Source organism: Bulleidia extructa W1219, assembly GCF_000177375.1.
Lineage (GTDB): Bacteria > Bacillota_I > Bacilli_A > Erysipelotrichales > Erysipelotrichaceae > Bulleidia > Bulleidia extructa.
Genome location: NZ_ADFR01000003.1, coordinates 75,034 through 101,608 on the forward strand (window position 1 = coordinate 75,034; position 26,575 = coordinate 101,608).

At 36.2% G+C, this 26,575-nt stretch carries 25 protein-coding genes and 3 tRNA genes; 19 read left to right on the top strand and 9 right to left on the bottom strand.

The features are described 5' to 3' along the window. Positions 1 to 125: 125 nt before the first annotated feature. The 3 genes from HMPREF9013_RS02840 to HMPREF9013_RS02850 all read left to right on the top strand — a co-directional run bounded on the left by HMPREF9013_RS02840 (position 126) and on the right by HMPREF9013_RS02850 (position 3,384). A complete protein-coding gene (locus HMPREF9013_RS02840; RefSeq protein ID WP_006626865.1) occupies positions 126 to 2,303 on the top strand; it encodes an FAD-binding protein in 2,178 nt (725 codons plus the stop codon). Positions 2,304 to 2,437: 134 nt separating this feature from the next. Further along, positions 2,438 to 2,881, top strand: a complete 444-nt coding sequence (locus HMPREF9013_RS07185) for a NusG domain II-containing protein (protein ID WP_006626866.1) — start codon at positions 2,438 to 2,440, stop codon at positions 2,879 to 2,881. Then, positions 2,878 to 3,384, top strand: coding sequence for a Gx transporter family protein (locus tag HMPREF9013_RS02850; protein ID WP_006626867.1), 507 nt, complete (start codon positions 2,878 to 2,880; stop codon positions 3,382 to 3,384). Before HMPREF9013_RS07185 ends, HMPREF9013_RS02850 begins: the two co-directional genes overlap by 4 nt. A gap of 68 nt (positions 3,385 to 3,452) precedes the next feature. On the opposite strand, the gene HMPREF9013_RS02855 is transcribed toward HMPREF9013_RS02850, so the two are convergent. Next, positions 3,453 to 3,523 (bottom strand) — tRNA-Trp (locus HMPREF9013_RS02855). Between the two features lie 22 nt (positions 3,524 to 3,545). Beyond that, a tRNA-Glu gene (locus tag HMPREF9013_RS02860) sits at positions 3,546 to 3,619 on the bottom strand. 100 nt (positions 3,620 to 3,719) lie between these two features. Here HMPREF9013_RS02860 and udp point away from each other — a divergent pair. After that, positions 3,720 to 4,499, top strand: a complete 780-nt coding sequence (gene udp, locus HMPREF9013_RS02865; protein WP_006626868.1) for a uridine phosphorylase — start codon at positions 3,720 to 3,722, stop codon at positions 4,497 to 4,499. Here the strand turns inward: udp and HMPREF9013_RS02870 are convergent. Then, complete coding sequence (locus tag HMPREF9013_RS02870; RefSeq protein ID WP_006626869.1) at positions 4,493 to 5,533, bottom strand: A/G-specific adenine glycosylase; 1,041 nt, start codon at positions 5,531 to 5,533, stop codon at positions 4,493 to 4,495. The two genes, udp and HMPREF9013_RS02870, sit on opposite strands and share 7 nt — an antisense overlap. 223 nt (positions 5,534 to 5,756) lie before the next feature. Between HMPREF9013_RS02870 and HMPREF9013_RS02875 the strand changes: the two genes are divergently transcribed. The 4 genes from HMPREF9013_RS02875 (at position 5,757) to HMPREF9013_RS02890 (ending at position 8,622) form a co-directional block, all read left to right on the top strand. After that, entirely contained in the window at positions 5,757 to 6,425 is a 669-nt protein-coding gene (locus HMPREF9013_RS02875; protein WP_040333368.1) for a YwaF family protein, read from the top strand. Between the two features lie 49 nt (positions 6,426 to 6,474). Beyond that, positions 6,475 to 7,323 (top strand): hypothetical protein, encoded by an 849-nt coding sequence (locus HMPREF9013_RS02880; RefSeq protein WP_006626871.1) that lies wholly within the window; start codon positions 6,475 to 6,477, stop codon positions 7,321 to 7,323. A gap of 116 nt (positions 7,324 to 7,439) precedes the next feature. Continuing rightward, positions 7,440 to 7,691 carry a hypothetical protein gene (locus tag HMPREF9013_RS02885; protein ID WP_040333370.1) on the top strand — a complete coding sequence of 84 codons (252 nt, stop codon included), beginning with the start codon at positions 7,440 to 7,442 and terminating at the stop codon, positions 7,689 to 7,691. Between the two features lie 31 nt (positions 7,692 to 7,722). Further along, positions 7,723 to 8,622, top strand: a complete 900-nt coding sequence (locus HMPREF9013_RS02890; protein WP_006626873.1) for a hypothetical protein — start codon at positions 7,723 to 7,725, stop codon at positions 8,620 to 8,622. Positions 8,623 to 9,290: 668 nt separating this feature from the next. Here HMPREF9013_RS02890 and HMPREF9013_RS02895 read toward each other — a convergent pair. Next, a tRNA-Gly gene (locus HMPREF9013_RS02895) sits at positions 9,291 to 9,361 on the bottom strand. A gap of 177 nt (positions 9,362 to 9,538) precedes the next feature. Between HMPREF9013_RS02895 and HMPREF9013_RS02900 the strand changes: the two genes are divergently transcribed. Further along, entirely contained in the window at positions 9,539 to 11,212 is a 1,674-nt protein-coding gene (locus HMPREF9013_RS02900; RefSeq protein WP_006626874.1) for a Na/Pi cotransporter family protein, read from the top strand. Positions 11,213 to 11,276: 64 nt separating this feature from the next. Here the strand turns inward: HMPREF9013_RS02900 and HMPREF9013_RS02905 are convergent, their stop codons facing one another. Next, on the bottom strand, positions 11,277 to 12,038 hold the full coding sequence (locus tag HMPREF9013_RS02905; protein WP_006626875.1) for a tRNA 2-thiocytidine(32) synthetase TtcA: 762 nt from the start codon (positions 12,036 to 12,038) through the stop codon (positions 11,277 to 11,279). Positions 12,039 to 12,147: 109 nt separating this feature from the next. On the opposite strand from HMPREF9013_RS02905, the gene HMPREF9013_RS02910 reads away from it, so the two are divergent. The 3 genes from HMPREF9013_RS02910 (at position 12,148) to HMPREF9013_RS02920 (ending at position 15,166) form a co-directional block, all read left to right on the top strand. Continuing rightward, positions 12,148 to 13,104 (top strand): L-lactate dehydrogenase, encoded by a 957-nt coding sequence (locus HMPREF9013_RS02910; protein ID WP_006626876.1) that lies wholly within the window; start codon positions 12,148 to 12,150, stop codon positions 13,102 to 13,104. Positions 13,105 to 13,134: 30 nt separating this feature from the next. Beyond that, positions 13,135 to 14,019, top strand: a complete 885-nt coding sequence (locus HMPREF9013_RS02915) for a ribokinase (RefSeq protein ID WP_006626877.1) — start codon at positions 13,135 to 13,137, stop codon at positions 14,017 to 14,019. Between the two features lie 106 nt (positions 14,020 to 14,125). After that, on the top strand, positions 14,126 to 15,166 hold the full coding sequence (locus tag HMPREF9013_RS02920; protein ID WP_006626878.1) for a DMP19 family protein: 1,041 nt from the start codon (positions 14,126 to 14,128) through the stop codon (positions 15,164 to 15,166). 54 nt (positions 15,167 to 15,220) lie between these two features. On the opposite strand, the gene HMPREF9013_RS02925 is transcribed toward HMPREF9013_RS02920, so the two are convergent. The 4 genes from HMPREF9013_RS02925 to add form a co-directional block, all read right to left on the bottom strand. After that, the gene (locus HMPREF9013_RS02925) at positions 15,221 to 15,970 is read right to left on the bottom strand and encodes an ABC transporter permease (RefSeq protein ID WP_006626879.1); all 750 of its coding nucleotides are present in this window, start codon (positions 15,968 to 15,970) and stop codon (positions 15,221 to 15,223) included. Beyond that, entirely contained in the window at positions 15,967 to 16,692 is a 726-nt protein-coding gene (locus HMPREF9013_RS02930) for an ABC transporter ATP-binding protein (protein ID WP_006626880.1), read from the bottom strand. The genes HMPREF9013_RS02925 and HMPREF9013_RS02930 overlap by 4 nt, the downstream gene beginning before the upstream one ends. Next, positions 16,689 to 16,913 (bottom strand): AbrB/MazE/SpoVT family DNA-binding domain-containing protein, encoded by a 225-nt coding sequence (locus HMPREF9013_RS02935; RefSeq protein ID WP_006626881.1) that lies wholly within the window; start codon positions 16,911 to 16,913, stop codon positions 16,689 to 16,691. The genes HMPREF9013_RS02930 and HMPREF9013_RS02935 overlap by 4 nt, the downstream gene beginning before the upstream one ends. Before the next feature lie 257 nt (positions 16,914 to 17,170). After that, the gene (gene add / locus HMPREF9013_RS02940; protein ID WP_006626882.1) at positions 17,171 to 18,196 is read right to left on the bottom strand and encodes an adenosine deaminase; all 1,026 of its coding nucleotides are present in this window, start codon (positions 18,194 to 18,196) and stop codon (positions 17,171 to 17,173) included. 157 nt (positions 18,197 to 18,353) lie between these two features. Between add and HMPREF9013_RS02945 the strand changes: the two genes are divergently transcribed. From HMPREF9013_RS02945 to HMPREF9013_RS02975, 7 genes are all read left to right on the top strand, one after another. Further along, positions 18,354 to 19,475, top strand: a complete 1,122-nt coding sequence (locus HMPREF9013_RS02945) for a BMP family ABC transporter substrate-binding protein (protein ID WP_006626883.1) — start codon at positions 18,354 to 18,356, stop codon at positions 19,473 to 19,475. 170 nt (positions 19,476 to 19,645) lie between these two features. Further along, positions 19,646 to 21,208, top strand: coding sequence for an ABC transporter ATP-binding protein (locus HMPREF9013_RS02950; RefSeq protein WP_006626884.1), 1,563 nt, complete (start codon positions 19,646 to 19,648; stop codon positions 21,206 to 21,208). Beyond that, positions 21,201 to 22,334, top strand: coding sequence for an ABC transporter permease (locus HMPREF9013_RS02955; protein ID WP_006626885.1), 1,134 nt, complete (start codon positions 21,201 to 21,203; stop codon positions 22,332 to 22,334). The genes HMPREF9013_RS02950 and HMPREF9013_RS02955 overlap by 8 nt, the downstream gene beginning before the upstream one ends. 4 nt (positions 22,335 to 22,338) lie before the next feature. Further along, positions 22,339 to 23,304, top strand: coding sequence for an ABC transporter permease (locus tag HMPREF9013_RS02960; RefSeq protein ID WP_006626886.1), 966 nt, complete (start codon positions 22,339 to 22,341; stop codon positions 23,302 to 23,304). A gap of 10 nt (positions 23,305 to 23,314) precedes the next feature. Next, positions 23,315 to 24,265, top strand: coding sequence for a nucleoside hydrolase (locus HMPREF9013_RS02965; protein ID WP_006626887.1), 951 nt, complete (start codon positions 23,315 to 23,317; stop codon positions 24,263 to 24,265). Next, positions 24,262 to 25,200 (top strand): nucleoside hydrolase, encoded by a 939-nt coding sequence (locus tag HMPREF9013_RS02970; protein ID WP_006626888.1) that lies wholly within the window; start codon positions 24,262 to 24,264, stop codon positions 25,198 to 25,200. Before HMPREF9013_RS02965 ends, HMPREF9013_RS02970 begins: the two co-directional genes overlap by 4 nt. Before the next feature lie 584 nt (positions 25,201 to 25,784). Beyond that, positions 25,785 to 26,570 carry a Cof-type HAD-IIB family hydrolase gene (locus HMPREF9013_RS02975; protein ID WP_006626889.1) on the top strand — a complete coding sequence of 262 codons (786 nt, stop codon included), beginning with the start codon at positions 25,785 to 25,787 and terminating at the stop codon, positions 26,568 to 26,570. Positions 26,571 to 26,575 lie beyond the last annotated feature (5 nt).

Sequence of the window (26,575 nt, forward strand, 5' to 3'; positions counted from 1 at the left end):
TTTCGTTGGAAGATGGGCAGAAAATAGTCCAAAAATTCATAAAAAAATAAAGTCGGATATCTTGTTTGAATTTTTGCAAAATGGTTTAATAATTCGTGTGAGAATTGATGAAGAGGGAGAAGATTATGAAGAAAGTGATATATGGGCTTTTAACCATCACCATGGTTGTAAGTCTTGTGGGATGTTCTGGTAGTGCTAAATATAAACCTGGTGTGTATACGGGATCTTCTAAGGGACATAGTAGTGAAGTTAAGGTGACCGCCACCTTTTCAAAAAATAAAATTGAAAAAGTGTCCATTGATGCTCATGGGGAAACAGCTTCTATTGGTCAAGCGGCTGTGGAACAGTTGATGAAAAATATTCAGACTAAACAAAACGCTGAATTTGATGCAGTGACAGGAGCAACGGAAACAAGTGAGGCAGTTCGAAGAGCTTTAAAGGCTACTTTCAATCAAGCCAGTACTTCTATGGAAAAGAAAGAAAAAACAGCACTGAAAGATGGCACATACAGTGCTATTACCAATTCATTTTCTGTCACAGGACAAATGAAGGGTGAGGTAACTATTAAAGATGGTAAAATAGCGGGTATTAGAATTACGGAAGAAAGTGATAGTCGTACAGGACCGTGGTTTGAACAAGCTAAGATGAAATTTATTCCCCGTTTACTGGCCAGTCAATCTTTAGCAACGGATTCTGTCACAGGAGCTACCACTTCTTCATCAGCGATTCGTAGTTTGGTTTCCTCCGCTATTGATCAAGCTGGTGGTAAGAGTGATGAATGGTATACACCGGTTCAAAAAAAGAATCATACAGTGAAATTAGATGGTTATGATGTCATTGTGGTTGGTTTAGGAGGATCGGGTATTTTATCATATGCTAGTGCCGCGGATCAAGGAGCTAAGGTTTTTGGTTTAGAAGCGGCTGCTCAAATCGGCGGTAATTCCGCTTCTGCGTATGGACCAATGGCTTTAAATTCTAAAAATTTAGCGAAAAAGTACAATGGTGGTAAAGAGTATATTTCGATGAGTGAAGTGTATAAAACTTGGTTGAAGTATGTGGGGACGGATAAAAAGGCGGATGTCATTAAAAAAGCCGTTGAACAATCCGGTACAGCATTGGATTATTATATGGATCAATATGGATTTTCTTTTGATGGATTGGGCGGCTTGTTGGGATCTTTTGTCGTTCCAAGTTGGACAAAATTATGGGCAGCTTATACCGCTGATCAAGGGAATAAAAAGTGGTATACTTTCGGACCGGATCATATGTTTCAATTTAGGCATGCCCTGGAAAAAGCGAAAGCGAAGAATGGAAAAAATGACTATCAATTAGAACTGACAGCCCAAGAATTATTAAAAGATGACAAGGGAAATGTGATAGGAGTCAAAGCTGTTTCTTATGATGGAACGATTTATGAAATTTTTGGTAAATCCGTGATTTTAGCTACCGGTGGTTTTTTGGGAAATGAAGAAATGTTAAAGGAAGTATATGGTTCTAGTATTCGCCCAATTGGGAATACGGTAAATAAGGGTAGTGGCATTAAGATGGGACAATCGGTTGGTGGTGTGACTTACGCTATGAAGTCTTTACCAATGGTTCATGTTTCACAAGTGCCAAATATCATTCGTGATAACTCTTTAAATCCTAATCAAAAGGCTATTTTATCAGCTATGGCAACCACAACTGATGGTAAACAAGTGGATGAAACAGGTAGGAAGTTAGATCGTATGGATCAAACTGTCACAGAAAATATGGAAGGGTCTACAGGGATTGTTCATACTCCCGGATTCCACTTTTATAACGTGTATAGTCAAGAAGATATTGATACGATAAAAACAAAGGGTTTAAGTGAAAAAACTTCAAAAATTTCGATTTTCGGCTTGGGACAAGGGGGTAAAGTACCAGCTAGCGGCACGCCAATTAAAGATATTGATAAAATCATTGAAGTAGCTATCAATACCAATAACGCTTGGAAAGGAACCCCGGCGGAATTGGCGAAGAAGTTGAACATGAAAGAAGAAGAGTTAGTGAAATCATTAGGTGATAAAGATAAAAACTATTACTTGTTTGAAAGTGCTGCTTATTCTTATGGAACCGTTGGTTCTTTAGATGTGGATCAGAATATGAATGTTTTAAAGAAAGATGGTCGTCCAATTAAAAATCTATTTGCGGTTGGTCAAGATTCACAAGGAGTTTGTAATCAGGATGGGAAGGCTTATACACCTTGGGGTGGTCAAGCTCAATCTTGGACATTTGTTTCTGGGAAGATTGCGGGTGAACAAGCGGCTAAATTAGCAAAATAAGATTTTTTAAAGTCCTTTGGTAAGAAAAATTAGACAGTTCTTATTTTTATCAAGTGAATGCTCAATATTCATCAAATGGAAAATTGATTTTTTCGATGAAAAGAAGGATGAGAGTTTATGCTATAATTTTGAATATGAAAAAGAAAGAAATTTATATTGTCATTGTATTAGCTTTGGTGTCTTTTGGTCTCATTGGTTTTATGAAACTAAGAGAACAGCAAGTAGCCAAAAAAAATGAAGTGACAGAAAATACAAAAAAGAAATCAAGTCAAAATAAGGGTTTACCAAAACCGACAACAAAGCCAAAGGGACAATGGGTTGGTATTGTTTATCGTCGTGAGGTGATTAAATGGTTTGATTCCGGTATTGATGGAAAGTATGTCGTGAAAGGAAATTATGGCAAGTTTGGGGTTGAAGTAAAAAATGGAAAGTGGCATGCTCATGAAGTGGATTGTCCAAACCATCTTTGCGAAAAAATGGGATGGGACGATGGAAAAGCCTTAGTGCCAATTTCTTGTATTCCAAATGGTATTTATGTTGGAACGAGTGATTGGATAGAAAGCTATGTGAATTCATGAATCCATATCATCGAACGAAGAGATTTACTATTTTAGCTTTGTTGGTTGCTATGGCTATCACTGTAAATGTGATAGAAACGAAGACGATTCCACCGATTGCCGGGGTATTTCGAATTGGGTTAGCGAATATTATTGCTTTGGTAGCGATGAAGAATCTGGGTATTAAAGAGATGGTCATCGTGAATGGCATGAGAGTCTTGATTGGAACATTGATGAGTGGTACTTTCTTAGGTTCTTCTTTTTGGATTAGTTTTGGTGGTGTCTTTTTATCCAGTTGCCTTTTAGTGTTGTGTGATTACATGGATTCGAGTATTTTATTTACTTCTATCTTAAGTTCTATCGCTCATTCGGCTGGTCAAGTGGTCATCGTGATGTTTTTTTATAACCAACCACTGATTATGGTGATTTTACCTTACTTCTTGGCTTTATCAATTCCAACCGGTTTATTGACAGGATATATTTCCAAGATGGCTATACAGAGAATTAAACCAATGCGTGCTTAGGGTTAACCTAGGCTTTTTCTTTTTCTGATGGATATCAAATAAAAAAGGAAGTTCAACTTCCTTAGTGACAGGGGTGGAGAGAATCGAACTCCCGTCAGCGGTTTTGGAGACCGATGTACTACCATTGTACGACACCCCTATAAATAAAATAAAAAAATGAGTGACGCGTACGGGATTCGAACCCGTGAATGCCGCCGTGAAAGGGCGGTGTGTTAAGCCACTTCACCAACGCGCCATGTCGTGCTAGATGATAATAACATGATAGGGGTGTGTTGACAAGGCATTTTTGAAAAAAAGATAAAAAATTACTATAATGAAAAAGAGGAGAATTATATATGATTGATTATGCAGAAGGCTCTGGAAAACAATATCATATTGGTGTTGGAAAAGGAGAAGTGGGGCGATATGTTTTCTTGCCGGGTGATCCAAAACGTTGTGAAAAAATTGCGAAGTATTTTGATCAACCGGTGAAAGTAGGAGATTCTAGAGAATTTGTGACTTACACAGGTTATTTGAATGGCGTAAAAGTTTCTGTGACTTCAACGGGGGTTGGTGGACCGAGTGCTTCTATTGCCATGGAAGAATTGGTAGCTTGTGGAGCGGATACGTTCATTCGAGTAGGTACTTGTGGTGGTATGGATATGAATGTTCAATCAGGTGACTTGGTCATTGCGACAGGAGCTATCCGAATGGAAGGTACAAGTAAAGAATATGCTCCAATTGAATATCCTGCTGTAGCGGATCTGGATATGGTGAATGCCTTAGTAGAAGGGGCCAAGAGAGTAAATGCTTCTTATCATACAGGTGTTGTGGAGTGTAAGGATGCGTTTTATGGGCAACATCGTCCTGAAACATTACCCAATGGTCAAGATTTATTAAGAAAGTGGAATGCTTGGTTGGGGATGGGTTGTAAAGCTTCCGAAATGGAATCAGCGGCTCTGTTTATTGTGGCTGGTTATTTGCATGTCCGCTGTGGAACAACTTTACTAGTCGTGGCCAATCAGGAAAGAGAGAAACAAGGGTTACCGAATCCACAAGTGCATGATACAGATTTGGCGATTCGTTCTGCCATTGAAGCAGTGAAATACTTGATTGAAACAGACGAGAATCATTGATAAAAATACGATCGGTATGGATCAAAAGCAGAGGAGAAAGCTAAATGCTGACTCTTCTTTTTTTCAATCCACTGGTATTCGGGAAAAGGGAAAAGTTCTTTGACTTCAATCGCATATGCTTGAATTTGCCAAATACGATGGGAAAAGATATGTTTGTGGCTGCTTAATGTTTGGTAGGAAAGAACAGGAATTTGGTGTTGTTGTAAGAAATCTTCTATATCAATGAAGAAATCAAGATTGACAGGTTCATATAAGTTGGCTAATAGACCATTAACTGGACGTTTGTGAACTAAAATAGCTTCTTTGGTGTAAAAAATCAGGAAACTATGTTCTTCTTTTTTCTTTTTGGTTTTTGAGATACGGATGGGTAATTCACCTTGTTTGTGATGAAGAAAACTAAAGCATCCTTTTTGAATGGGGCAATTTTGACAATCCGGATTTTTAGGCAAACAAATTTGTTCACCCAGTTCCATAATAGCTTGATTAAAATCTCCATTATCAGAGTGTTTTTCTTTAGTGTATAAAGGCAACATCTGTTGCTTGACAAGAGACTTTACAGAAGGATCCAATACGTTTTGATAGAGGCCTTCATGTCGACTATACACTCGAAGCACATTACCATCAATAGCAGGTACCCCCACACCAAAGGAAAAAGACGCAATAGCACCAGCTGTATAATCTCCAATACCGGTTAAAGCTTGTATTTCTTCTAGTTGATGAGGAAAAATGCCGTGATGTCTATCTTCTATTTGAAGGGCCGCTTTTTGTAGATTGCGGGCGCGAGAATAATAGCCTAATCCTTCCCAAAAGTGCATTAAATGATCTTCTGAAACAGTAGCCAGGTCATGGATGCTTGGGAGTTCTTTCATGAAGCGTTCATATTTTGGTAGTACAGTCTCAATGCGTGTTTGTTGTAACATGATTTCAGAAATCCAGACGGCATAAGGATCTTTTGTGAGTCGCCAAGGATAGTTTTGGTGATGAGCTTGATACCATTGAATTAGTTGTTGAAATTCTTTTTTCTGAAAGGACATGCTTTTATACTAACAAACTTTCTTTTTCTTTGCTTGAAACAAGACTTTTTAGAAGAGAATGAGTTGTAATCAAAAACGAAAAAAATTCAGAAATTAAGCAAGTATTTTAAGCAAAATGGCGAGGGATTGGAAAATTTTATCATCAATATTTTAGTCATTTATGATAGAAAGTCACTCAATGGGACTTTCTTTTTTTAAGGAATTACCTTTATACTAGATTCATATGAATCATTTTTTTAGTACACAGGGAACTTCGAATGCGTTTATGCCTCCTATATGGGTGTATATTTTGATGATGGTTATGATGTTTTTGGAGATTATCTTATGCTTGAAATATCATGACAAGAGATGGTGTAAGAGATTATTTTGGTTTCTTCAATTGGTTCAATTGATTGGTCTGTATGGTTTTTATGTGGTACAAAGAATTTCAATATCTATTTCTTTACCACTATATCATTGTCGGATGGCTATGTTTGCTATGATGTTGATGAAGGATGATAAAATGAAAAATTTTTTTGCGACCATCGGTATTTTTGGCGGTTTAATAGCTGTGATTTATCCAATTATGGATAAATATGCTTGGCCTCATGTGACATTGGTTTCCTTTTATTTAGGTCATTTTGCGTTATTTGGAAATTCGTTTTTATATCTTTTGGAAACGAAAAAGAAGTTATCTTTAAAAGAGTCTTTGTTAATCAATGGATTGATGAATATCGGTTTAGTGATGATCAATGAGATCACAGGTGGAAATTATGGTTTTCTCAGAGAAACTCCGCTTATCTCTTCTTGGTCATTTCCTTTGAGATTTGTTTGCATTACTTTAATGTTATGTATCGTATCCTATGGGGTTCAAATAGGAATGAACCATTTAAAATGTCGTATGAAGATTTAGAGCGTTTGTGATCAGTTAACGTGGTTAAATAAGTCATTAGGAGGATCAAGTGGCGATAGATGGAGTGAAGATTATCGACAGTGATGATGGTTATGACATATATCATTCAATCATCGAAAGATATAAGGATGGCGAAAAGGTAGATAAAATCATTGCCGATGTTTTAAGCCATAAGGATAACTTTTGTACAGATGAATTGTATACGGAGATTTATTGGACTGCATTGGCCTATTCTCTTTGGAAAATAGGGCATCTTCCGGATGATATAAGAGATCAAGCCTTAAAAATCATCCAAAAAGGAGCGAATGAATTTTGGCTTGAAATAGATTGTAAGGCGTTATCACAAAGACAAAAGGAGCTTCATAAATTAGCTATACAGCTACAAAGAAAAAATCTTAAACCAATCAAAGTTCCTAAGGCAAGAGTAAAACGCAAGCCATATTTTAAAAAGGGAGATGTTCTTGCTGTTAAATTTAAAAATGAATATGGGCTGATATTCGTTTCAGCCATAGATCAAACACCAAGGAAGATAGAATACCATTTAGCGTGTACCCGTTGGTTACACAAAGAAAAACCGAATATGGATGATTTTTTGAACAGTAAAATTGATTGCAGTCAACAAGATATAAAATATTGGCTCAATACAGATTGCTGGTTTAATCATAAAGATTTTGGAATGCTATTGAATCATTTTGAAAAGATAGGTCAAGTTGAATTGGAAGATTACTTTTTGGGGGTGTTGTCACCTGCTCACACCCTTGATGATATTTATAATGAAATCACAGAAAATATTGAAACTTGCCCTAGTCTATTGACGGAATATTGTCCTCATGAATTGAACAATACCTATTACCTCATAAAGAATCTTAACATGGAAGAAGATGAAGGGTATGGATAGTGAGTTTGGATGTTTCGATTCATGAATCAGGGTACTAATTTGGGTTGACCGCATCAATTTTGTAGCAATCATTTAAGGTGACAGTGCGGAAATGGTGGCGGATTGGTATAAAAGAAATGGATAGAATAGAGAGTCTTATTTTATTTTTAGACGTGATGGATATGAAATTTTCTAACTTCAAGATGAAAGAAAATAATTATCGTTACCAATTTGAAGAAATTTCTCCTACACGGTTTGCGGTCAAAGTGAATGAATATCAAAAATCAAAAGGTTATGTGGATGATACCATGGTCACGCTTGACAATTTAGTTTGGTTTTCGTTTTCTGAGTTAAAAAGCGATGAAAGAAGATGGCTATCAGAAAGATAAGGCAACTTAGAATTGAAATGAAGGGGGTATTATGGGAACATGGAATGCGACTATTTTTGGAAATGATACTTCATGTGATATTAAAGATGAATTTTTCACAAGATATAATCGTGGAGAAGATCCGATTGATATCAAAAATGATTTGCTTCCTTATGAAGATGATGAGGATAGATTTGATGTCATATTCAGTTTGGCGCATTGTATGTGGGAAGTCGGTCAAATAGAGGATGACTTTTTTCTTAGAGTAAAGGAAGTGATTGAAAGCGGAGAAGATTTATCCGTTGCGAAGAAGTTAGGTGCCGATGATCAATTTTTACGTCAAAGACAAAAGAATCTGGAAAAATTTTTGGATAAAATCAGTGTAAAGAAAGCAAGACCTAAAAAACGAGTAGCCCCACCCATTCCGATAGATAGCAAATACAGAAACGGAGCAGTAATGGCATTTCAATATCATGATGGTATGTGGGGAGCTTTGATTGCCATAAACGGACGATTCTTTGATAAAGAGACATACTATTGCTACATCCAAACGACAGTAAGAGCAATAGATAAGCCGACAATGGATGATGTGCTTAAATCATATATTATTGATGCAAATTTTCATAACAGAGAACGAAATTCTCTTCCATGGCGTTCTCCTGAGTTTTATTATGCGTTTGATAGCTGTTTTAGCGAGTACTTGGGAGTTAGAGAAACGAAGAAGTTTGAGTCTTACAATGATTCATTTTTTGAAATCATCGGATATTTATCTGATTGGGGAAAGTGTTCAGGTGGAATATACAATCGCTTTGAATATGATTCTAAAACTGTTGAGGAATTTCAATTTAAAGCAAGGAAATCGTTGGGGACAGAATATAAAAAGCATATATCTTTTCATACAACAATGACAGTGGAAGAAATAGATCAGGAGTTTCTTACTCGTCTAAAATAATGGGATAGGTCTTTACTATTTAAAGTAAGTATCATTCATAGTTGTATAATGATATCCGGCTTAATTCTTAATAACAATTCCTTTTCATTAAAATTTCCTTTTTCTTAAGTGTAGATCCTTTGTACTATTATGATAAAGAGAACGTTCAAATGGTTAGTCATTTTTTGCAAGCTGATTTTATCCATGAATACAATCATACCTATTCATGCTTGTATCTTATGTAAATGATGGTGGAAGATCAGTATTGATGAGATATAGGATATATATTGTATGTCAAAAGGGCTGATTATTAATGGATATTCAGTCGGTTACAGTTTACTGGCTGATACTCTTATGAAAGCTATGGATTCTAAAGTCAAGAGTGGTCATTCTTGAAGTGATGGAATGAAATAAGAAATTGTAAAAGCGGTGATACTGTGCTTTTGTCAAAAAAGCATAGGAAAACCGTTTTTTTATGCTTATGCTATGAAGTAGGGCTGATATAGGATTCAAAGGATGGTTTTGATAAAGTAAGAAAACTAGATTTTCCCTTTTAAAAATGAACTCATTAAGGTGACTTGTTTTTATCTTCTGATTTTATTTTCCATCTTCTGATGGTCATTATCGGTTTGTTTCTTAAATGAGGTGTTAAAGCAATAAAAAACCCTATTAACTAGGGTCAAGGTATAAGCAGGCGACGAGAATCGAACTCGCGTATTAACCTTGGGAAGGTCACATTCTACCATTGAATCACGCCTGCATGCCTTTAGTATAGCACTTGCCTTTCCTTCTGTTAAAGTATTTTAAATAGAATTTTGAAATAAGGTTACTTTTAGCTTATGAAAAAATGGACAAGTATATCGGAAGTGACTTTCTTTTTTGACATAATTCGATTAAAATTTACGTTGTAGAAATGCACAAAGCATGGAGGCAATAAATGAATCTTAGTAGTTTGCGATGGGATGTGATTTTAGGGGGATTCGGTTTATTCCTCTTTGGCATTGGCTTTATGGGAGATGGTTTAAAAGCTATTGCTGGTGATCAATTAAGAGATTATATCAATAAATATACCACCAACCCGTTTTCCGCTTTGATCATCGGTATTTTGATTACCATTATTATGCAATCTTCTTCGGCTTCAACAGCTATTACGATTGGATTGGTACGTGCCGGGTTGATGACCTTACCGCAAGCTGCAGGCATCATTATGGGAGCCAACATTGGGACGACTTTTACTTCCTTACTGATCTCTTTAAATATTGATAATTATGTTTTATATTTTGTATTCTTTGGTGCTATTGTCGTTAGTTTTGCTAAGAAAGTAAAGATAAAATCAGTTGGAACCATTGTAATGGGTTTCGGTTTGATATTCTATGGCTTAAACTCAATGGGATCGGCTTTAAGCGCCATTAAAGATTTACCGGAATTTACGAAGTTTGCGACAGATATGGCTAATAATCCGTTCTTAGGTTTATTGGCAGGGACGCTGATGACAGGGGCTGTGCAGGCTTCTTCAGCCACTATCGGTATTGTACAAAAATTATATGCGGCTGGTGCTTTGCAATTTATTGCAGTCTTACCTTTTGTCTTCGGGGCTAATATTGGAACGACGGTAACAGGTATTTTGGCTTGTATTGGCGGTAGTACAGCGGCTAAAAGAACGGCCGGAATTCATATTCTATTTAATATTATCGGAACAGCGATTGGAATGATTTTCTTACATCCATATGCTCGTTTTATTCTATGGATCTCACAAATTTTTGGTATTTCCGGCATGGCTCAGTTAGCGGTGGCACATATTATTTTTAATACGACAGCGACGATCGTTTTCTTCCCATTTATGAACCAATTCTGTAACTTGATTCGTAAGATTCTTCCAGGAGAAGAGCCTAAGCGTATTGAAATCAATATTGATGAGTTGACGACTAATTTAGCAGCTAATACGCTTCCTTCCGTGGCGATTGATTCAGCGAAGACAGCGATTGTCAAGATGGCTTCCGTGGTTGACCAAGATAACCAAGACACAAGAGATTATCTGAATAAACCGGGTAATAGCGAAGATCATGAAAACTTAATGACAGGAGAAAATACGGTCAATAAGTTGGATAAGAAGATCACTGAATTCTTAATTGCCATCTCGAAGAATCAACAACTAACTCCATCAGATCAAACCGAGTTACGGCGGGGATTGGAAATCACGAAAAATCTAGAACGTATTGGTGATTTAGGAGTGAATCTGGTAGAATTCTTTGATATGGTTCGAGAGGATAAATCCACCTTCTCACCGGTGGCTATTGTAGATATGAATACCATGTTTGATGAATTGAATGAAATGATGAAACTATGTATTCGTGTTTATGAAGAACGTGATGAAAAGGTGTATCACGAATTGATGGAAAAAGAAAATGAAATGGATGAAACGGAGTATGCTGCTAGACAAGGGCATTTTACACGGATGGCTAATGGTGATTGTCATTCCTCGGTTGCTTCATCGGTTTATGTAGATATTTTAGGAACGATTGAACGTATGGGAGATCATGCTTGTAATATTGCCCGATCAGCTATTTTGGATTACGTAGATCAAGATGAACCCGGTTTTGAAAAGCATTGATTAAAAATAAAGGTCAGGGGATTCCTGACTTTTTAAAATGATCATTTGTTAAATAAAAAAGTGCTTATTCAGCACTATGTTGCCAATCTTCTCCTTTTACCCAAAGATCTAATTGTGCTTGATTGGATAAGGAAGTCAAGAAGTTTTCTTTGGCTGTGGGGAAAGCATGGTAAATTTGGTGTAAGAGTTCCTTGGTTTCTTGACGTTTGGTATATCCGTCATTAGGACAAGTACTTTTGACCAATGGTAACTGTTCCTGTTCTACCGTTTTTCGAATTTCATTTTCAAAGCAATAAATAAGAGGACGAATAAAATCCATGCCGGATACTTTTAAATGCATAGCAGGAGAAAAAGTAGAAATTCGAGCTCCGTAAATCATATTCATCAATAAGGTTTCAATGGCATCATCGGCATGATGAGCAAACGCCACTTTATTACAACTGTACTCTTTGGCTGCTTGAACAATCGCTCCTTTTTTTAATTTAGAACATAGTGAACATTGAATCTTATTGTTTTTAGGATGAAGTTTAAGAATTTCATATAACCGAGTGGGATAATCAACATATTCAATTTCTTTTTTTTTCAGAAAAGAGTGCAAATCGGTGAAATCCATATTTTCAAAACCCATTTCTAAGTGAATGCCAATCACACTGAAGTCTTTGTTGGCAATCCGTTTCGCTGCTTTTTGATAAAGGGATAAGGCATAAAGTAATAGAACAGAATCTTTGCCTCCTGATACCCCTACACAAATACGATCTCCTTTTTGAATTAGGTTAAAATCTGTATCAGCTTTAAAAATTTTACCAATTATTTTTTTCATGGACATGTTAATTATTTTAACAGAAATTTGATCATGGATATCGTTTCTTAAAACAAAATATCCTTTTTTAAGCAATTTTGGTTGAAATGGATATAATGAGAGAGGAGGTAAAAAGATGAGTATTAATTTTAGAAAAGTAGCAGTTATCGGAACTGGCTTTGTTGGATCATCCAGTGCTTTTGCGTTAATGCAAAGTAGCCTTTTTTCAGAAATGGTTTTAGTGGATGTGATGAAGGAGAAAGCAGAAGGAGAGGCTATGGATATTAACCATGGTGCTGCTTTATGCAACCCAATGAATATCTATGCAGGGGATTATGCGGATATCAAAGATGCTGCTATCATTGTTTTAACAGCTGGGGCCAATCAAAAACCGGGAGAAACCAGATTGGATTTATTAAAGAAAAATATTTCAATTCATTCGTCTATCATGGCAGAAATTCGCAAACAAAATTGTGAAGGGATTTTGATTGTGGTAGCGAATCCGGTAGATGTTTTAACATTATATGCTCAAAAGTATTCCGGCATGCCGGAAAATCGTGTTTTTGGATCAGGGACCGTTTTAGATACGGCTCGTTTGCGATATCTGATTGGTAATAGATTGGATGTCGATGCTCGTTCGGTTCATGCCTATGTGATTGGTGAACATGGTGATTCTGAAATTGTAACGTGGTCGAATGCGAATGTATCAGGAGTTCCGTTGTCAGATTTCTTTGCGTTAAGAGGGATGCAAGGAATTGGTGACTTGGAAGCCTCACAAAAAGATATTGCAGATGATGTTAAGAATGCGGCTTATAAAATTATTGAAAAGAAACATGCGACCTATTATGGTATTGCGGCTTCCGTGGTTCGCCTTTGTCGAGCGGTTTTGAAAGATGAGAAGTGTGTTCTTCCGATTAGCACTTGTTTGCATGGGGAATATGGGATTAGTGAGGTGAGTCTCAGTGTTCCAGCGATTGTAGGGCGCAATGGAATTGAAGAATTGGTTCCAGTGTTACTTTCGGAACAAGAAAGAGATGATTTATTGAAGTCGGCGAACATTTTGAAGAAATCTTTGGAAAATTTGGATATTTAAGATAATATCCTATGAAATAGGAGTGAAAAGATGAAAGTACTTAGTTTTGGCTCTTTAAATTTTGATTATGTGTATGAAATGGATCACTTTGTTCAACCAAAAGAAACGATTTCATCCCTTCGTTATAGCCGTCACTTTGGAGGTAAAGGATTGAACCAATCGATTGCTTTAGCGAAAGCCGGTATGGAAGTATATCATGCGGGGATGGTTGGTATAGATGGACAACCATTTATAGATTATTTACAAAAATATGGTGTTCGAACAGATTATTTGATAAGTCATGAATCTTTATCCACAGGACACGCTATTATCCAAGTGGCACATGGTGAAAATTGTATTATTTTACATGGTGGTGCTAACGAAGCTATCGGTTTTGAGCAAGTAGATGATGTCTTAAAACAGTTTGAAAAAGGGGATTTATTATTGATTCAAAATGAAATTTCTTCTTTGGCTTATTTGATTGAAAAAGCCCATGAGAAAGGGATGAGAATAGCTTTCAATGTGGCTCCTATGAATGACAAGGTATTCCAATATCCTTTGCACTTGGTGGACTATTTGTTGGTGAATGAAGTGGAAGCTAAAGAATTGGCTAAGTGTGATTGCGAAGAAAATGAAGCCATCATTATGGCTTTGCAAAAGGCGTATCCAAAGGCTGAAATGGTGATGACGGTCGGTAGTGAAGGTTCTTATTATATCCATGGTGAAGAAGTGATTCATCAAAAAGCTTTTAAAGTTGAAGCAAAGGATACAACCGCAGCCGGAGATACTTTTACAGGTTTTTTCTTAGCCATGATTTTACAAGGAAGTACTATAAAGGAGGCCTTGCAAATGGCTAGTAAAGCTAGCAGTATTACGGTTACCAGAGAAGGAGCTGCTCAAAGTATTCCTTTGATGGAGGAAGTAAGGGTTTGGTGAATGAATCATCAGACTCTTTTTAGCTTGCTATTTTTAATGAAATCTATCATTGAGTTTAATAAAATAGGAAGATAGGGAAATGGATTGTTTTGGAGGATGAATCAAAATGGATTATCAAATAATGAGGGTGGAAGAATTCCAACAGCTTAGTAAAGATCAGAAGTTACAAAGTATCATAGAATTACATAATGCTGATCAATCAGAAGAAATCATTGATTTACTCTTATCGGTAGGATTCGAAAATTTAGACGGAAAACTTTTAGCTGAACTTGCCAAAGCCTATAATAACCAGGCTCAATCAGAAGAGGCGAAAAAGGTTTTAGATAGAGTTTTGGAAAAGGATAGAGATGCTGTTTGGTATTATCGGTATGGTTTTACATGTTGGAAGTTATCAGAAAATTTAAAATATGATTTTGAAACGGAATCTAAAAAAGCATTATATATGCTTGATAAAGCAACGGCACTTGCAAAAGATCAGGAGAATGAAATCATCGAATGGTGTATTGAACTGGTCAGACTTAGTGATTTAAAGAAAGTTCTTGAAGATTCTTCTGAAAAGTATCCACTTTTATATAAATACTATTTTTCGTATGTGGATAAAAGTATTCAGGAAATAAAAAAACTGCAAAGACCGGAAAAATACAAAAAAATGACAGTACAAGATATTCAGAAAGTGGAAGACTCATGGGAAGTTATTGAGCCGGTATACGCTATGGTTAATATTTATGATTCTTATGAGAAATATTTGGAATCGGCGAAATCTTTCACTTTAGAACAAAGATATTTACTGGCGATCATTTGGTACTTTATAGAGGTGAATAATGGCGGACATCATCAATTTTTCTTTAATTCCACCGGAATTGTTTGGGAGGATACCTTGAATGGTTTTAGGTTATTTGGGATGAATCATTTTGCCAATAATTTTGAAAAAGTGATTGATTATTTTGGGGGAAAGATTCCATTGGATAGAGAAGAAAGGTTAAAAGTTCTAAAAGTATTAGAAGCAGAAAATAAAAATGCTTTTTATGAGATGTTAGAAGAAGCGGATGATTTTGTTTATGATTACGATGGAGAAGAAACAGAACTTGATTACATTCAAAAGAATCCTGAAAAATTTCTTTTTGAAGGATATTATCATGGATATTAAGTCATTGATGTATAGTTAGAAAATAGAATATTCCAATGAAGTCGGGATTTATTTTTATCCTTTTTCACCATTTATTTTACGGTTAAAAACAATCATAGTTAATATGAAGATAGTGGCTGTATATCCTATTACAATCATTAAATGAGGAAGGATATGGTTGAAATGACCGCTTAAACTTACCCTTATTATTTCGACACTATGGTAAAAGGGGAAAATAGTTGTGATTTCCTTAAAAGTACCACCTATCAAATCAATTGGGATAAAAACTCCGGATAGCCAACCTGCAATATTGGTCAGTAATGCTCCACAAACACCACCAACCGCTTTATCATTCAAAAGACTACCAAAAAACAAACCTGTACCGATAAATAATAATGAGGTCAAGGCTGTCATCATAATGGCAAAAAAGATATTGATGTTGATATCAAGGCCAAAAGCACCGGCCATCAAGAAGGTTATGGTAGCTTGTACGATGGTGATAACGATCATAGGCAACGTGTAACCTAAAATAAAATCTTTGGTTGTCATCGGAGATGTAAACAAACGCATTAAGAAAGAAGATGTGCGATCTTTTGCTAACAACATACCTGCAAATAACGCCATAAACACACTACCGAACATGGCCACTCCCGGTGCGAGATTTGTGATTTGAAACATGGTGTTTTTCGCTTCTGATGGAATAGCAGAGTTGATAATGGATAACAAAGCTAATAGAACAAGTGGAAAGCCAAGGCTAAAAAAGAGATGAATAGGATCACGTAATATCTCTTTGATATTCCGCTTTGCAAATAGAAATATTTTCATAGTGAACCTCCTGAAAGGGCAACAAAGGCATCTTCTAATTTAGAAGTACCTGTTTGCTTAGTTAATTCTGCTACTGTTCCAACAGTTGTTAATTGTCCCTTAATCATGATTCCTATACGATCAGCTAAATTTTCAACTTCATCCATATAATGGCTTGTAAGAATGATCGTCACTTTCCCTTTTAATGATTTGATAGAAGCCCATAACTCACGGCGAGCTAAGACATCAAGTCCTAAAGTCGGTTCATCCAAAAACAAAATTTGAGGTTTTGAAATCAAAGCCATAGCGATAGAAAGTCGGCGTTGCATTCCACCGGATAAATGGCTGGCTTTTTTATTCAATTCTGTTTCCAAACCAAATTTTTGTGCTATTTCATGAGCGTTTTTAGTGGCTGTTTTACGGTCTTGTCCATATAAACCTGCAATAAGCACCAAATTTTCTAAAACAGATAAATTGGCAGCTACCGCTGTTTCCTGTGGTGAGATATTGATTATTTTTTTTACGGCTTGTGAATTAGAAATGATACTATTTCCAAGCAGTAAGGCATCTCCGCTCATTGGTTGTATCAAACAAGATAATAGTTTAATCGTTGTACTTTTTCCTGCACCATTTACACCAAGTAAAGCAAATAATTCACCTTGTTCAACTGTTAAATTAAGATGATTTACAGAAACTATATTTCCATATTTCTTTGTAAGATCTCTAATGATGATTGCATTCATTCTTTGTCTTCCTTTGAGGTGTTTTGGTTAAAAATAGTGTCCATTAAATGGGAAAACATATTTTTAGGTGGAATAGCGATACCCTTATTGGTATCCGCTAGAACGATTAAAGTATCTCCGGGTTTAATGTTGAAAATATCGCGGGCTTCTTTAGGTATAACAAACTGCCCTTTTTCTCCTATCTTAACAGTCCAAGCGTATTTTCCTTCTGGGTATTTCATAGATAACCTCCAAACTAAAAGTATGATTTGTATGATTAGTATAACACAAATAATTCTTTGTCCACTTTATTGCAACAAAAAAAGTGCTTGATACAGCACTTTTTATTTAAACGAATGTCTTTTTATATTTCTGAATTCATGATGATCATGCACTATAACTTTTTAAATGGGGAGGTATTCGATCTCCATCTGTTAGACGATTCAACATAATGATGGATTTTACTTGGATAAGATGCTTTACATAAGAATATGATGTTTTAGCACTTCTTTAAGGCTTGTTGTAAGTCTTGGATGATTTTCTTTTTTTCTGATTCCTTTATAAAAGCGGCTTGGATGGAATAAAGATTCATTTGGATGAGATCTTTCTTTGTAAAACCCATTTCATTTATGCAATGTCTATATTCATCTTCTAAATGAACACCAGCTAAAGTCATGTTATCGGTATTGATAGAAACAGGAACACCCAGTTCATATAGTTTTTTAACGGGATGTTTTGGATAAGAAGAGACTGTTTGACATTGGACATTGGAGGTAGGACATATTTCCAGCAAAATCTGTTTTTCCTTAGCCAGTTGACACAATTTTAAATCATCAATGATACGATGCCCATGACCAATTCTTTGAACACCAAAAGAAATGGCATCTTGAACACTTTGAGATGGTTGACTATCTCCTGCATGACAAGTACAAGGAATTCCTAATGATTGAGCTTGTTGAAAAAAAGGACTAAAGTCACTTAAGGGAACAATTCCTTCCATTCCGGCCAAGTCTAAAGCAACGACACCCTTATGTAAATATTTTTTACATAGTTCAACGGTTTGGCGGTTAGCCGCTTCATTGATGGTTATAGAATCAAGACTCATCATGCAAAGGATAATGCCGATTTGAATATGAGGATAAAGTTCTAAAGCTTGTTTTCTACCTTCTAAAACGGCTTCAATTACTTGAGCTTGGGATAGCTTTTTTTGCGTGTGAAGTTGAGGGGCAAAACGAATTTCCGCATAACAAACTTCTTGTTTAACTAGATCTTCAATCAGTTCTTTAGTGATTCGATGTAGAGATTTTATATCTTGCATGACTTTTAAAGGGTCATCAAACATTTTTAAGTATTCATTCACATTTCGGGCATGAGAACAACGTTGAATGTAGGCTTTATATTCATCTAAGGTTTTAGCAGGCATTGGAATTTTTTGTTCCATAGCTAATTCCCAGATAGTTTCCATACGAAAAGACCCATCTAAATGCAAGTGCAGATCAATTTTAGGAAAAAGAAATTCACTCATTGAAATAACCTCCTGTTTTTTTTGGTTGTTTTTCATATATAAAATATTGACAGAAAGTATTAACAACCATAAAATAAAGTTAGTGAAACCGCTTACAGATATTCTAACGCATTTAGGAAGATTTTGTAAGAGTTCAAAGGCTTTGGGAGGAGAAAAGATGAAAAAATTATACAAAGCACTTTTAGCGTTATTCTTGGTAATTCCATTAATTGGATGTGGTGCTAAGAAGGAAAATGGCAAGGGCAATGAAAAGAAGACAGGAAAAGTTCATAAGGTTGCCTATTTGGTTAACGGTAATTTGGGTGATAAATCCTTCTTCGATTCCGCTATGGCAGGTTTAACCAAGCTGAAAAATGATGGTCGTATTACTTTGAAGACGATTGAAATGGGTGGTACAGAGCAAGATAAACCTAAATGGTTGTCAACGTTGTATGAAGTATCTGAAAGTAAGGAATACGATGTTATTGTTGTTGGTACGTATCAAATGCCGGATTATTTAAAAGAAGTGGCGACTAAATATCCGGATCAGAAGTATGTGATTTTTGATGATAATACATATGTTGGTGCCAATAAGAATGTGTTAAATTTAACGTATAAACAAAATGAATTGGGTTATGTGGTGGGGGTATTCGCTGCTTGCATGACGACAGATACTAATGTGAAAAATATCAATCCGGATAAAGTATTAGGCTTTGTTGGTGGTATTGACAGTCCGGTTATTAATGATTTCTTGTATGGCTATATTGAAGGAGCTCGTTCTGTTGATCCAAATATTAAAATTGATACTCGTTATACCAATGATTATGTAGATACGGCGAAAGCAAAAGAATATGGTTTATCCATGATTTCCGATAAGAAGGCTGACATTATCTGGGGTGTTGCCGGTAATGCCGGTAATGGTGCTACAGAGGCTGCTTTGGCTAAGAAAGCTTGGTTTATTGGGGTGGATTCTGATCAAGAGTTAACTTTATCAAAGAATTTAGCGGATATTACATTAACATCGGGATTAAAGAATATTGGCAATTCTTTGATTTGGGTATTTGATGAATTAGATGCCGGTAAAGAACACTGGGGAACAGAAGTTTCCTTAGGCTTGAAGGAAAATGGTGTTGGTTTGGTTAAGGATAAAAACTTTAAGAAATACGCTTCTGAAGCAACGAAAAAGAAAGTGGAAGAAGCGATCAAAGCTATTTTAGATGGCAAAGTGAAAGTTCCAACAGCCTTAGGCGATAAGAAAAAGACATTAGAAAAATTGCGCGAAGAAGTTCGCCCTAAATAATGTAAAGAAAGGTAGATGAAGTAGGGTGACTTATTTCATCTACCCTATATTTTTACGAGAAGTAATCATTTATTGTACATATTGTATTTAGATCCAATTTTCTTCTCAATTCTAAAGGATGATGATTGGATTTATTTTTATCGTTTCAGTCAATAGATCGAGAGGTAAGCATGATGAATGAAGAATATGTCATTCAAATGAAAGGTATCAAGAAGATTTATCCAAACGGTGTTGTGGCCAACCAAAATGTAGATTTGAATGTTCGTAAAGGTGAAATCCATGCTCTGATGGGGGAAAATGGAGCCGGAAAATCAACATTGATGAAAATGCTGTTCGGTTTGGAACAACCGACGGAAGGGGAAATTTTTATTCATGGAGAAAAAGTGAATTTAACATCGCCTAATGTAGCGATTGCAAAAGGGATTGGTATGGTGCATCAACATTTTATGTTGGTGCCAAGTTTAACGGTAGCGGAAAATATTGTTTTAGGGATGATCCCTAAAAAAGGCGGTATTTTCATTGATCGACAAAAAGCCATTCAAATTACAGAGGAGTATGCTAAAAAATTCAATTTAATAGTGGATCCTAATGCTCGTGTCGTGGATATTCCCGTAGGCATGAAACAAAAGGTAGAGATTTTAAAGGCACTGGTTCGTGGAGCTAAGATTTTGATTTTAGATGAGCCGACAGCGGTTTTGACCACACAAGAAACAGCTGAATTATTCAAAGAATTGGTTCATTTAAAAAAACAAGGCTATACATTGATTTTCATTTCCCATAAGTTAAATGAAATCATGGAAATCACCGATCGTTTAAGTATTTTACGGGGTGGTAAATTTTTAGGGGTTTATGAAACTAAAGAGGTAACACCAGAAAAAATTTCACGGTTGATGGTTGGTCGTGATGTGATTTTACAAGTGGAAAAAGAAACGGCGAAACCAACGAAAGAAGTTTTGAAAGTTCGGGATCTGGAGTTCATCAATGATTGGGGCAAGAAAATGCTGGATAAAGTTTCCTTTTCTGTACGTAAGGGGGAAATTTTAGGCATTGCCGGTGTTGAAGGAAATGGTCAAAAAGAATTGGTGGATATGTTGTTTGGCTTGGATCGTCCCAATGCAGGATCAATTTTTATCAATGGAGAAAATATGGTAGGAATGGATCAATTGCAGTTACGTCAAAGACGAGTTTCTTTAGTTCCTGAGGATCGGATGTTGTATGGGATTGCGGCCAGTGCGACGGTGGAAGAAAATCTTTTATCCGATCGTTGTTCCTATAAAGAATATAATAAGGGTCTTTTATTTCATACAAAGGCAATTCATGAAGCTTCGGATCAATTGATTCAAGAATATCAAATTTTATGCAAGAATCGTAATCAAAGGGTCGGCATGTTATCGGGAGGAAATATTCAAAAGGTTGTCGTGGCGCGTGAGTTTTCCAGTCATCCGGAATTAATTATTGCTGATCAGCCGACACGAGGTATTGATGTTGGAGCAACGGAATTTATTCGCAAAAAATTAGTGGAATTGTCACGCTCGGGAATTGGTGTTTTGCTGGTATCGGCTGATTTGAATGAGGTCATGGAATTATCCGATAGTTTGATGGTTATGTATGGTGGAAAGATCGTTGCCTATTTTGAGGATACGTCGAAATTGGATGATGAAACAATGGGACGTTTTATGTTAGGTCTTCAAAAACAAACACCGGAAGAAATAAAGAGGGTATGTCATGAATAAGAAAAGAAGTTTGATGTTTAATATTGTTCGTGGAGCTATGGCTATTGGAATTGCGTTGCTGGTTGCAGCCATATTTATTTTTATCAGTTCTAAGGGAGACTCACTGATTGAAAAATTAAGTTCTACTTTTTCAGCTTTATCAACGATGTTATTTAGACCTTTATTTAAGGCGGATGGTAGTTTCAGTGTTAAGAGTTTCACCGATATTTTAGCCAGTATGATTCCAATTGTTTTCACCGGTTTAGCGACTTGTGTGATGTTCTCAGCCAATCAATTTAATCTTGGCTCAGAAGGAGGAATTCTTCTTGGTGGTTTTGTGACAGCGTTAGTGGCTGTTTACGCTCCTTTACCGGGGGCTTTATTACCAATCATTGCCATATTAGCGGGAACGATTGTAGCGGGCTTGATGATGTTGATACCATCGGTTTTAAAGGCTAAATTAAATGTCAGTGAAATGGTAAATTCGTTGATGTTGAACTATGTTATCATGTACATTATTAAGTTTTTAATGAATACTTTTATTGCTGATAAGACAAAGGGAACGGTACAGACAGCTAATTTTCAATCCAATGCGATGTTGCCTCAATTGATTGATAATGGGTCAAAATTATCTATTGGTTTTATAGTTGTGATGGTTATGGTTGTTTTGGTGACTTTATTCATGTATCGAACTCGTTGGGGATATGCCATCCGCATGATTGGTATCAATCAAAAATTCTCCATGTATTCGGGTTTGAATGTGGCCTTCATCATTATCTTGGCTCAAGTGATCGGTGGTTTATTAGCCGGCATGGGTGGTGGTATTGAAATGCTGGGTAAGAATATTTATTTTGACTGGACTTCTTTACCTGGTTATGGCTGGACAGGGGTAACGGTCGCCATTTTGGCTGGCAATAATCCTGCTTTTACACCATTAGCGGCTTTCTTTATTTCTTATTTAGGAAAAGGATGTACGTTGATGTCCACTTATTCTACGGTACCGGCTCAATTAATTGATATTATTCAAGCGGTGATCTTCTTGTTCTTTGCGGCTGATCAATTCTTGGCGAAATATCGTCAACGTTTGGTGGTTAAGAGCGCTGAGGAAGAACTGAAAGAAAAACCGAACTCGGAAAGAGGTAAATAATAGTATGTTTGAAATGATCTTGAATCCTGAATTTTTCTTCTCTGTTTTCCGTATTACAGCTCCAATTTTATTTGCGGCATTGGCGGCTGTGATTTGTGAAAAGGCAGGTATTTCTAATATTGGTTTAGAAGGAACCATGATGATTTCAGCGTTGTTTGGTTCTTTATTTGCGTATTATTTTTCCAGTTGGCTGATAGGGTTATTGGTGGCGATTGTAACGGGAATCTTAGTGAGTTTATTGATGGGGTTCTTCGCTTTTCAATTGAAGACAAATGTGATTTTAACGGGTACGGCAATCAATATGATTGGATCGGGAGGAACGATTTTCTTAGTTAAGATTATTACCGGAATAACCGAAGGAAAACAATTCACATCAACGACTTCCTTTATCACAAAGGAATTGCAGATTCCAAATATTCATATTCCCGGTTTACAGTCTATTCCTTTCATTGGTCCAATTTTTTCGGGACATAATTTATTGACTTATATTGCCTTTATCTTAGTGGCTTTGACTTGGGTTCTTTTGTATCGGACTTCTTTAGGCTTAAACATTCGTTCAGTTGGTGAAAATCCAAATGCGGCTTCCTCTGTTGGTGTCAGTGTCAAAAAAATTAAATATATCACCATGGTGATTGCCGGTGTATTTTGTGGGTTAGGTGGTGCTTTTATGTCCATGTATTATGCGGCCGGTTGGTCTTTAGATATGGTAGCCGGACGTGGTTTTATTGCTTTGGCAGCACAAGCGATGGGAGCAGGAGAACCGGTTGGTGCCATGTTTGCGGCCATGATTTTTGGTTTGGCACAAGCCCTAGGCATTAAGATTTCAGCAACGGGTATTGATTCAAACTTAGTTTCACCAATTCCATATTTAATTACAATCATTGGTTTAGTCATTTTTGCAGTACATGAAATTCGTAAAGCTAAACGCTCTCATTCTAAAGAAGCTTTACAGGAAGTCATAAATCAATAAGGAGAAAAACATGAAAAAGATACCATTGATTTTAGATGGTGATCCGGGACATGATGATGCGATAGCGTGGGTGATAGCGAAAGCTAATCCTCTCTTCGATATTCTGGCTGTAACCAGTGTTGCCGGTAATCAAACGTTAAAAAAGACAACCTATAATGCAATGAGAATTTGTACATTATTAAAAATTCAAGCCCCAATCGCAAAGGGTAGAGAGGTTCCTTTAATGTCAGATTTGATAACAGCGGGGAATTTCCATGGAGAATCGGGTCTGGATGGTCCGGCTTTACCAGAACCTGTCATGAATTTGTCTTCTTTATCTTCAGTTTCCTTGATGGCAAAAGTTTTAAAGGAAAGCGAAGAAGCAGTAACGATTGTTGCAACAGGTCCTTTAACAAATGTGGCGGAATTATTATTGGCTCATCCGGAATTGAAGGAAAAAATAGAACGTATTTCTATTATGGGTGGTGGTTTAAAGAATGGAAACTGGACTCCGGCGGCTGAATTTAATATTTTTGAAGATCCTGAAGCAGCAGCCATTGTTTTTCAATCGGGAATCCCATTGATTATGTGTGGATTGGATGTGACTGAAAAGGCTATTGTTTATCCTGAGGATGGTCAGAAGATCAGATCTGTTAAAAACCAAGTGGCAACGATTGTAGCGGATTGGTTAGAGTTTTTCTTTAAGCATCATAAAGAACTTGGTTGGAATGGTTCTCCTTTGCATGACCCATGTGCCGTGGCGGTTTTGGTAAAACCGGAAATTTTTGAAATGAAAGAGGCTTATGTCCAAATTGAAACTAAGGGTCATTATACAAGAGGAGCCACTATCGGTGATTTTGGTGGAAAGTTGAGTGGAAAGACTTGTAATGCCCAAGTGGTTGTCAATGTAAATCGAGCTGCATTTGTGCAATTATTGGTGGATAGCTGTAGAGCTTATGAAGGTCATGAGGTAAAAATATGAGTCGTTTAATTCCAGTATGGATTGATACAGACACCGGAGTGGATGATGCGGTTGCTTTATTATGTGCTTTTCAGTTGGATCATCTTTTGATAAAAGGGATTTCAGCAGTAGCTGGAAATGTAGGGCATGATCGAACTTTCGTGAATGCTAGAAATGTTTGTTCTTTAGCAAAAAAAGAGGATATTAAAGTTTATCCTGGAGCGCATAAACCTTTAATGATTGATTTACAGGATGCGGCTTTTGTACATGGAAAAGATGGTTTGGGTGGTGCTATTATCCCGGAGTCAAAAGCTATCGTAGAAGAAAAAAAGGCATGGGATGCCCTCTATGAAGCGGCTTTGGAAGCTAAAGGTAATTTAGAAATTGTGGCGGTTGGACCGCTAACGAATATTGCTATCAGTTTGTATAAACATCCTGATTTAACACAATATGTGAAGCGTATCTTAATTATGGGTGGAGCTGCTATGGGCGGTAATTGTACACCTTGCTCAGAATTTAATATCCATACGGATCCTCATGCGGCAGAAACAGTCTTTAAGTGCGGTATTCCTATTGTTATGTTTGGCTTAGATGTGACCATGAAGGCTTATCTTGAAGTAGAAGAAGTTCAAAAAATGGCACAAGACAAAACGGCAGTTTCAGAATTTTACCTAGAATCCACAAAATCAAATATTGATCTATACACCCGTTATTATCGACCAATGTTATGTTTACACGATGTTTGTCCTGTCCTGTATTTGAAATATCCAGATCTTTTCACAGGAAAAAAAGCCGGTGTCTATGTAGAAACACAAGGAGAAATCAGCTTTGGTAAAACAGTAACGGATCTATGGAGTGATGCTAAGTTTCCAAAACGTCAGACACTTGTGATCCTGGATGTTAAGCGAAATCAATTTAGAGATGTAGTGGCGAAGCTATTAGCTAAATATAAATGAAAAACCACTTTTGAAGAAGTGGTTTTTCATTTCATAAATATTTTTATAGGGGAGAGAATGAGTGTCAGTTCTGTTAACTGACACCTATAGAATAAAAGAAGAATGTGGGAAGATCATGGACTTATTCTGAATTTTATGTGAATTTTCAAAAAAGGGATAAAAAAAAGAAAACCGACCAAAGTCGGTATCTTTTTTAATGGGAGAGAATGAAGAATCAGTTATTATTAACTGACACCTATAGAATAAAAGAAGAATGTGAGAAGCTCATGGACTTATTCTGAATTTTATGTGAATTTTCAAAAAAAGATAAAAAAAGAAAACCGACCAAAGTCGGTATCTTTTTTAATGGGAGAGAATGAAGAATCAGTTATCATTAACTGACACCTATACTATACCGATAGGGTGTGTGAAATAAATGAAGGTTATGTGAATTTTACCTGAACTTTTAAAAATAGATGCTAGGTGTTTAAACTAAAAGTAAAGAGGGTCGAACTATCGGTATTACGATAATCAGAGCAATTCTTTGTTAGAAAAATTTCTGAAAGAACGATTCACTGTAGATTTCTTTTTGTTAAAATAAGGTTATGAAAACCATTTTTTTTGATATAGATGGCACTTTATTATCTTTTCAAACACATCGTATATCTAAACAAACTTTACAATCATTATATTGCTTGAAAGAAAAGGGATTTCGCTTAGCTTTAGCAAGTGGACGACCACCGATTCAACTGCCGACATTGGATTCTTCTTTAATGAGTTTTCCATGGGACGGATATGTTTTAATGAATGGTCAATATGTTTTGAATGAGAAAAAAGAGTGTATTTATGAATTGCCGATCTCGAAAAACAGTGTGAAAAAGGCTTTTGACTATATGGCGAAAACAGAGGCTTTTTGTGCTTATTTTGCAAAGGATCAATCCTTTCATGTTTGTCGAAACAAAGACGTGATGGATCAATTTAAAAAAAGGCTTCCTGCCACCTATTTCTATGAGCCAAAAAGTTTAGATGAAATTTTAGAAAAACCTATTTATCAAATATGCCCTTACATTCCAAAAGAACAGGATTCTCTTTTTTTAAAGGCTGTTCCTGCTTTGAAATCGCAAAGATGGACAGAGACATTTGCAGATATGATTCCCAAGGAAGGTGGGAAGTCAGAAGGAATTGAAAAAGCCGTTGAATTACTTGGCTTTTCGAAGGACTGGATTTGTTTTGGAGATGGTGGAAATGATAAAACCATGATTCAAAAAGCAGAATTGGGAATTGCCATGGGTAATGCAAGCGAAGAAGTTAAATCGGTAGCGGATTATGTGACAGCAAACGTGGATGAAGAAGGTGTTACCAAAGCATTAGAACATTTTGGATTTTTATAAAAATA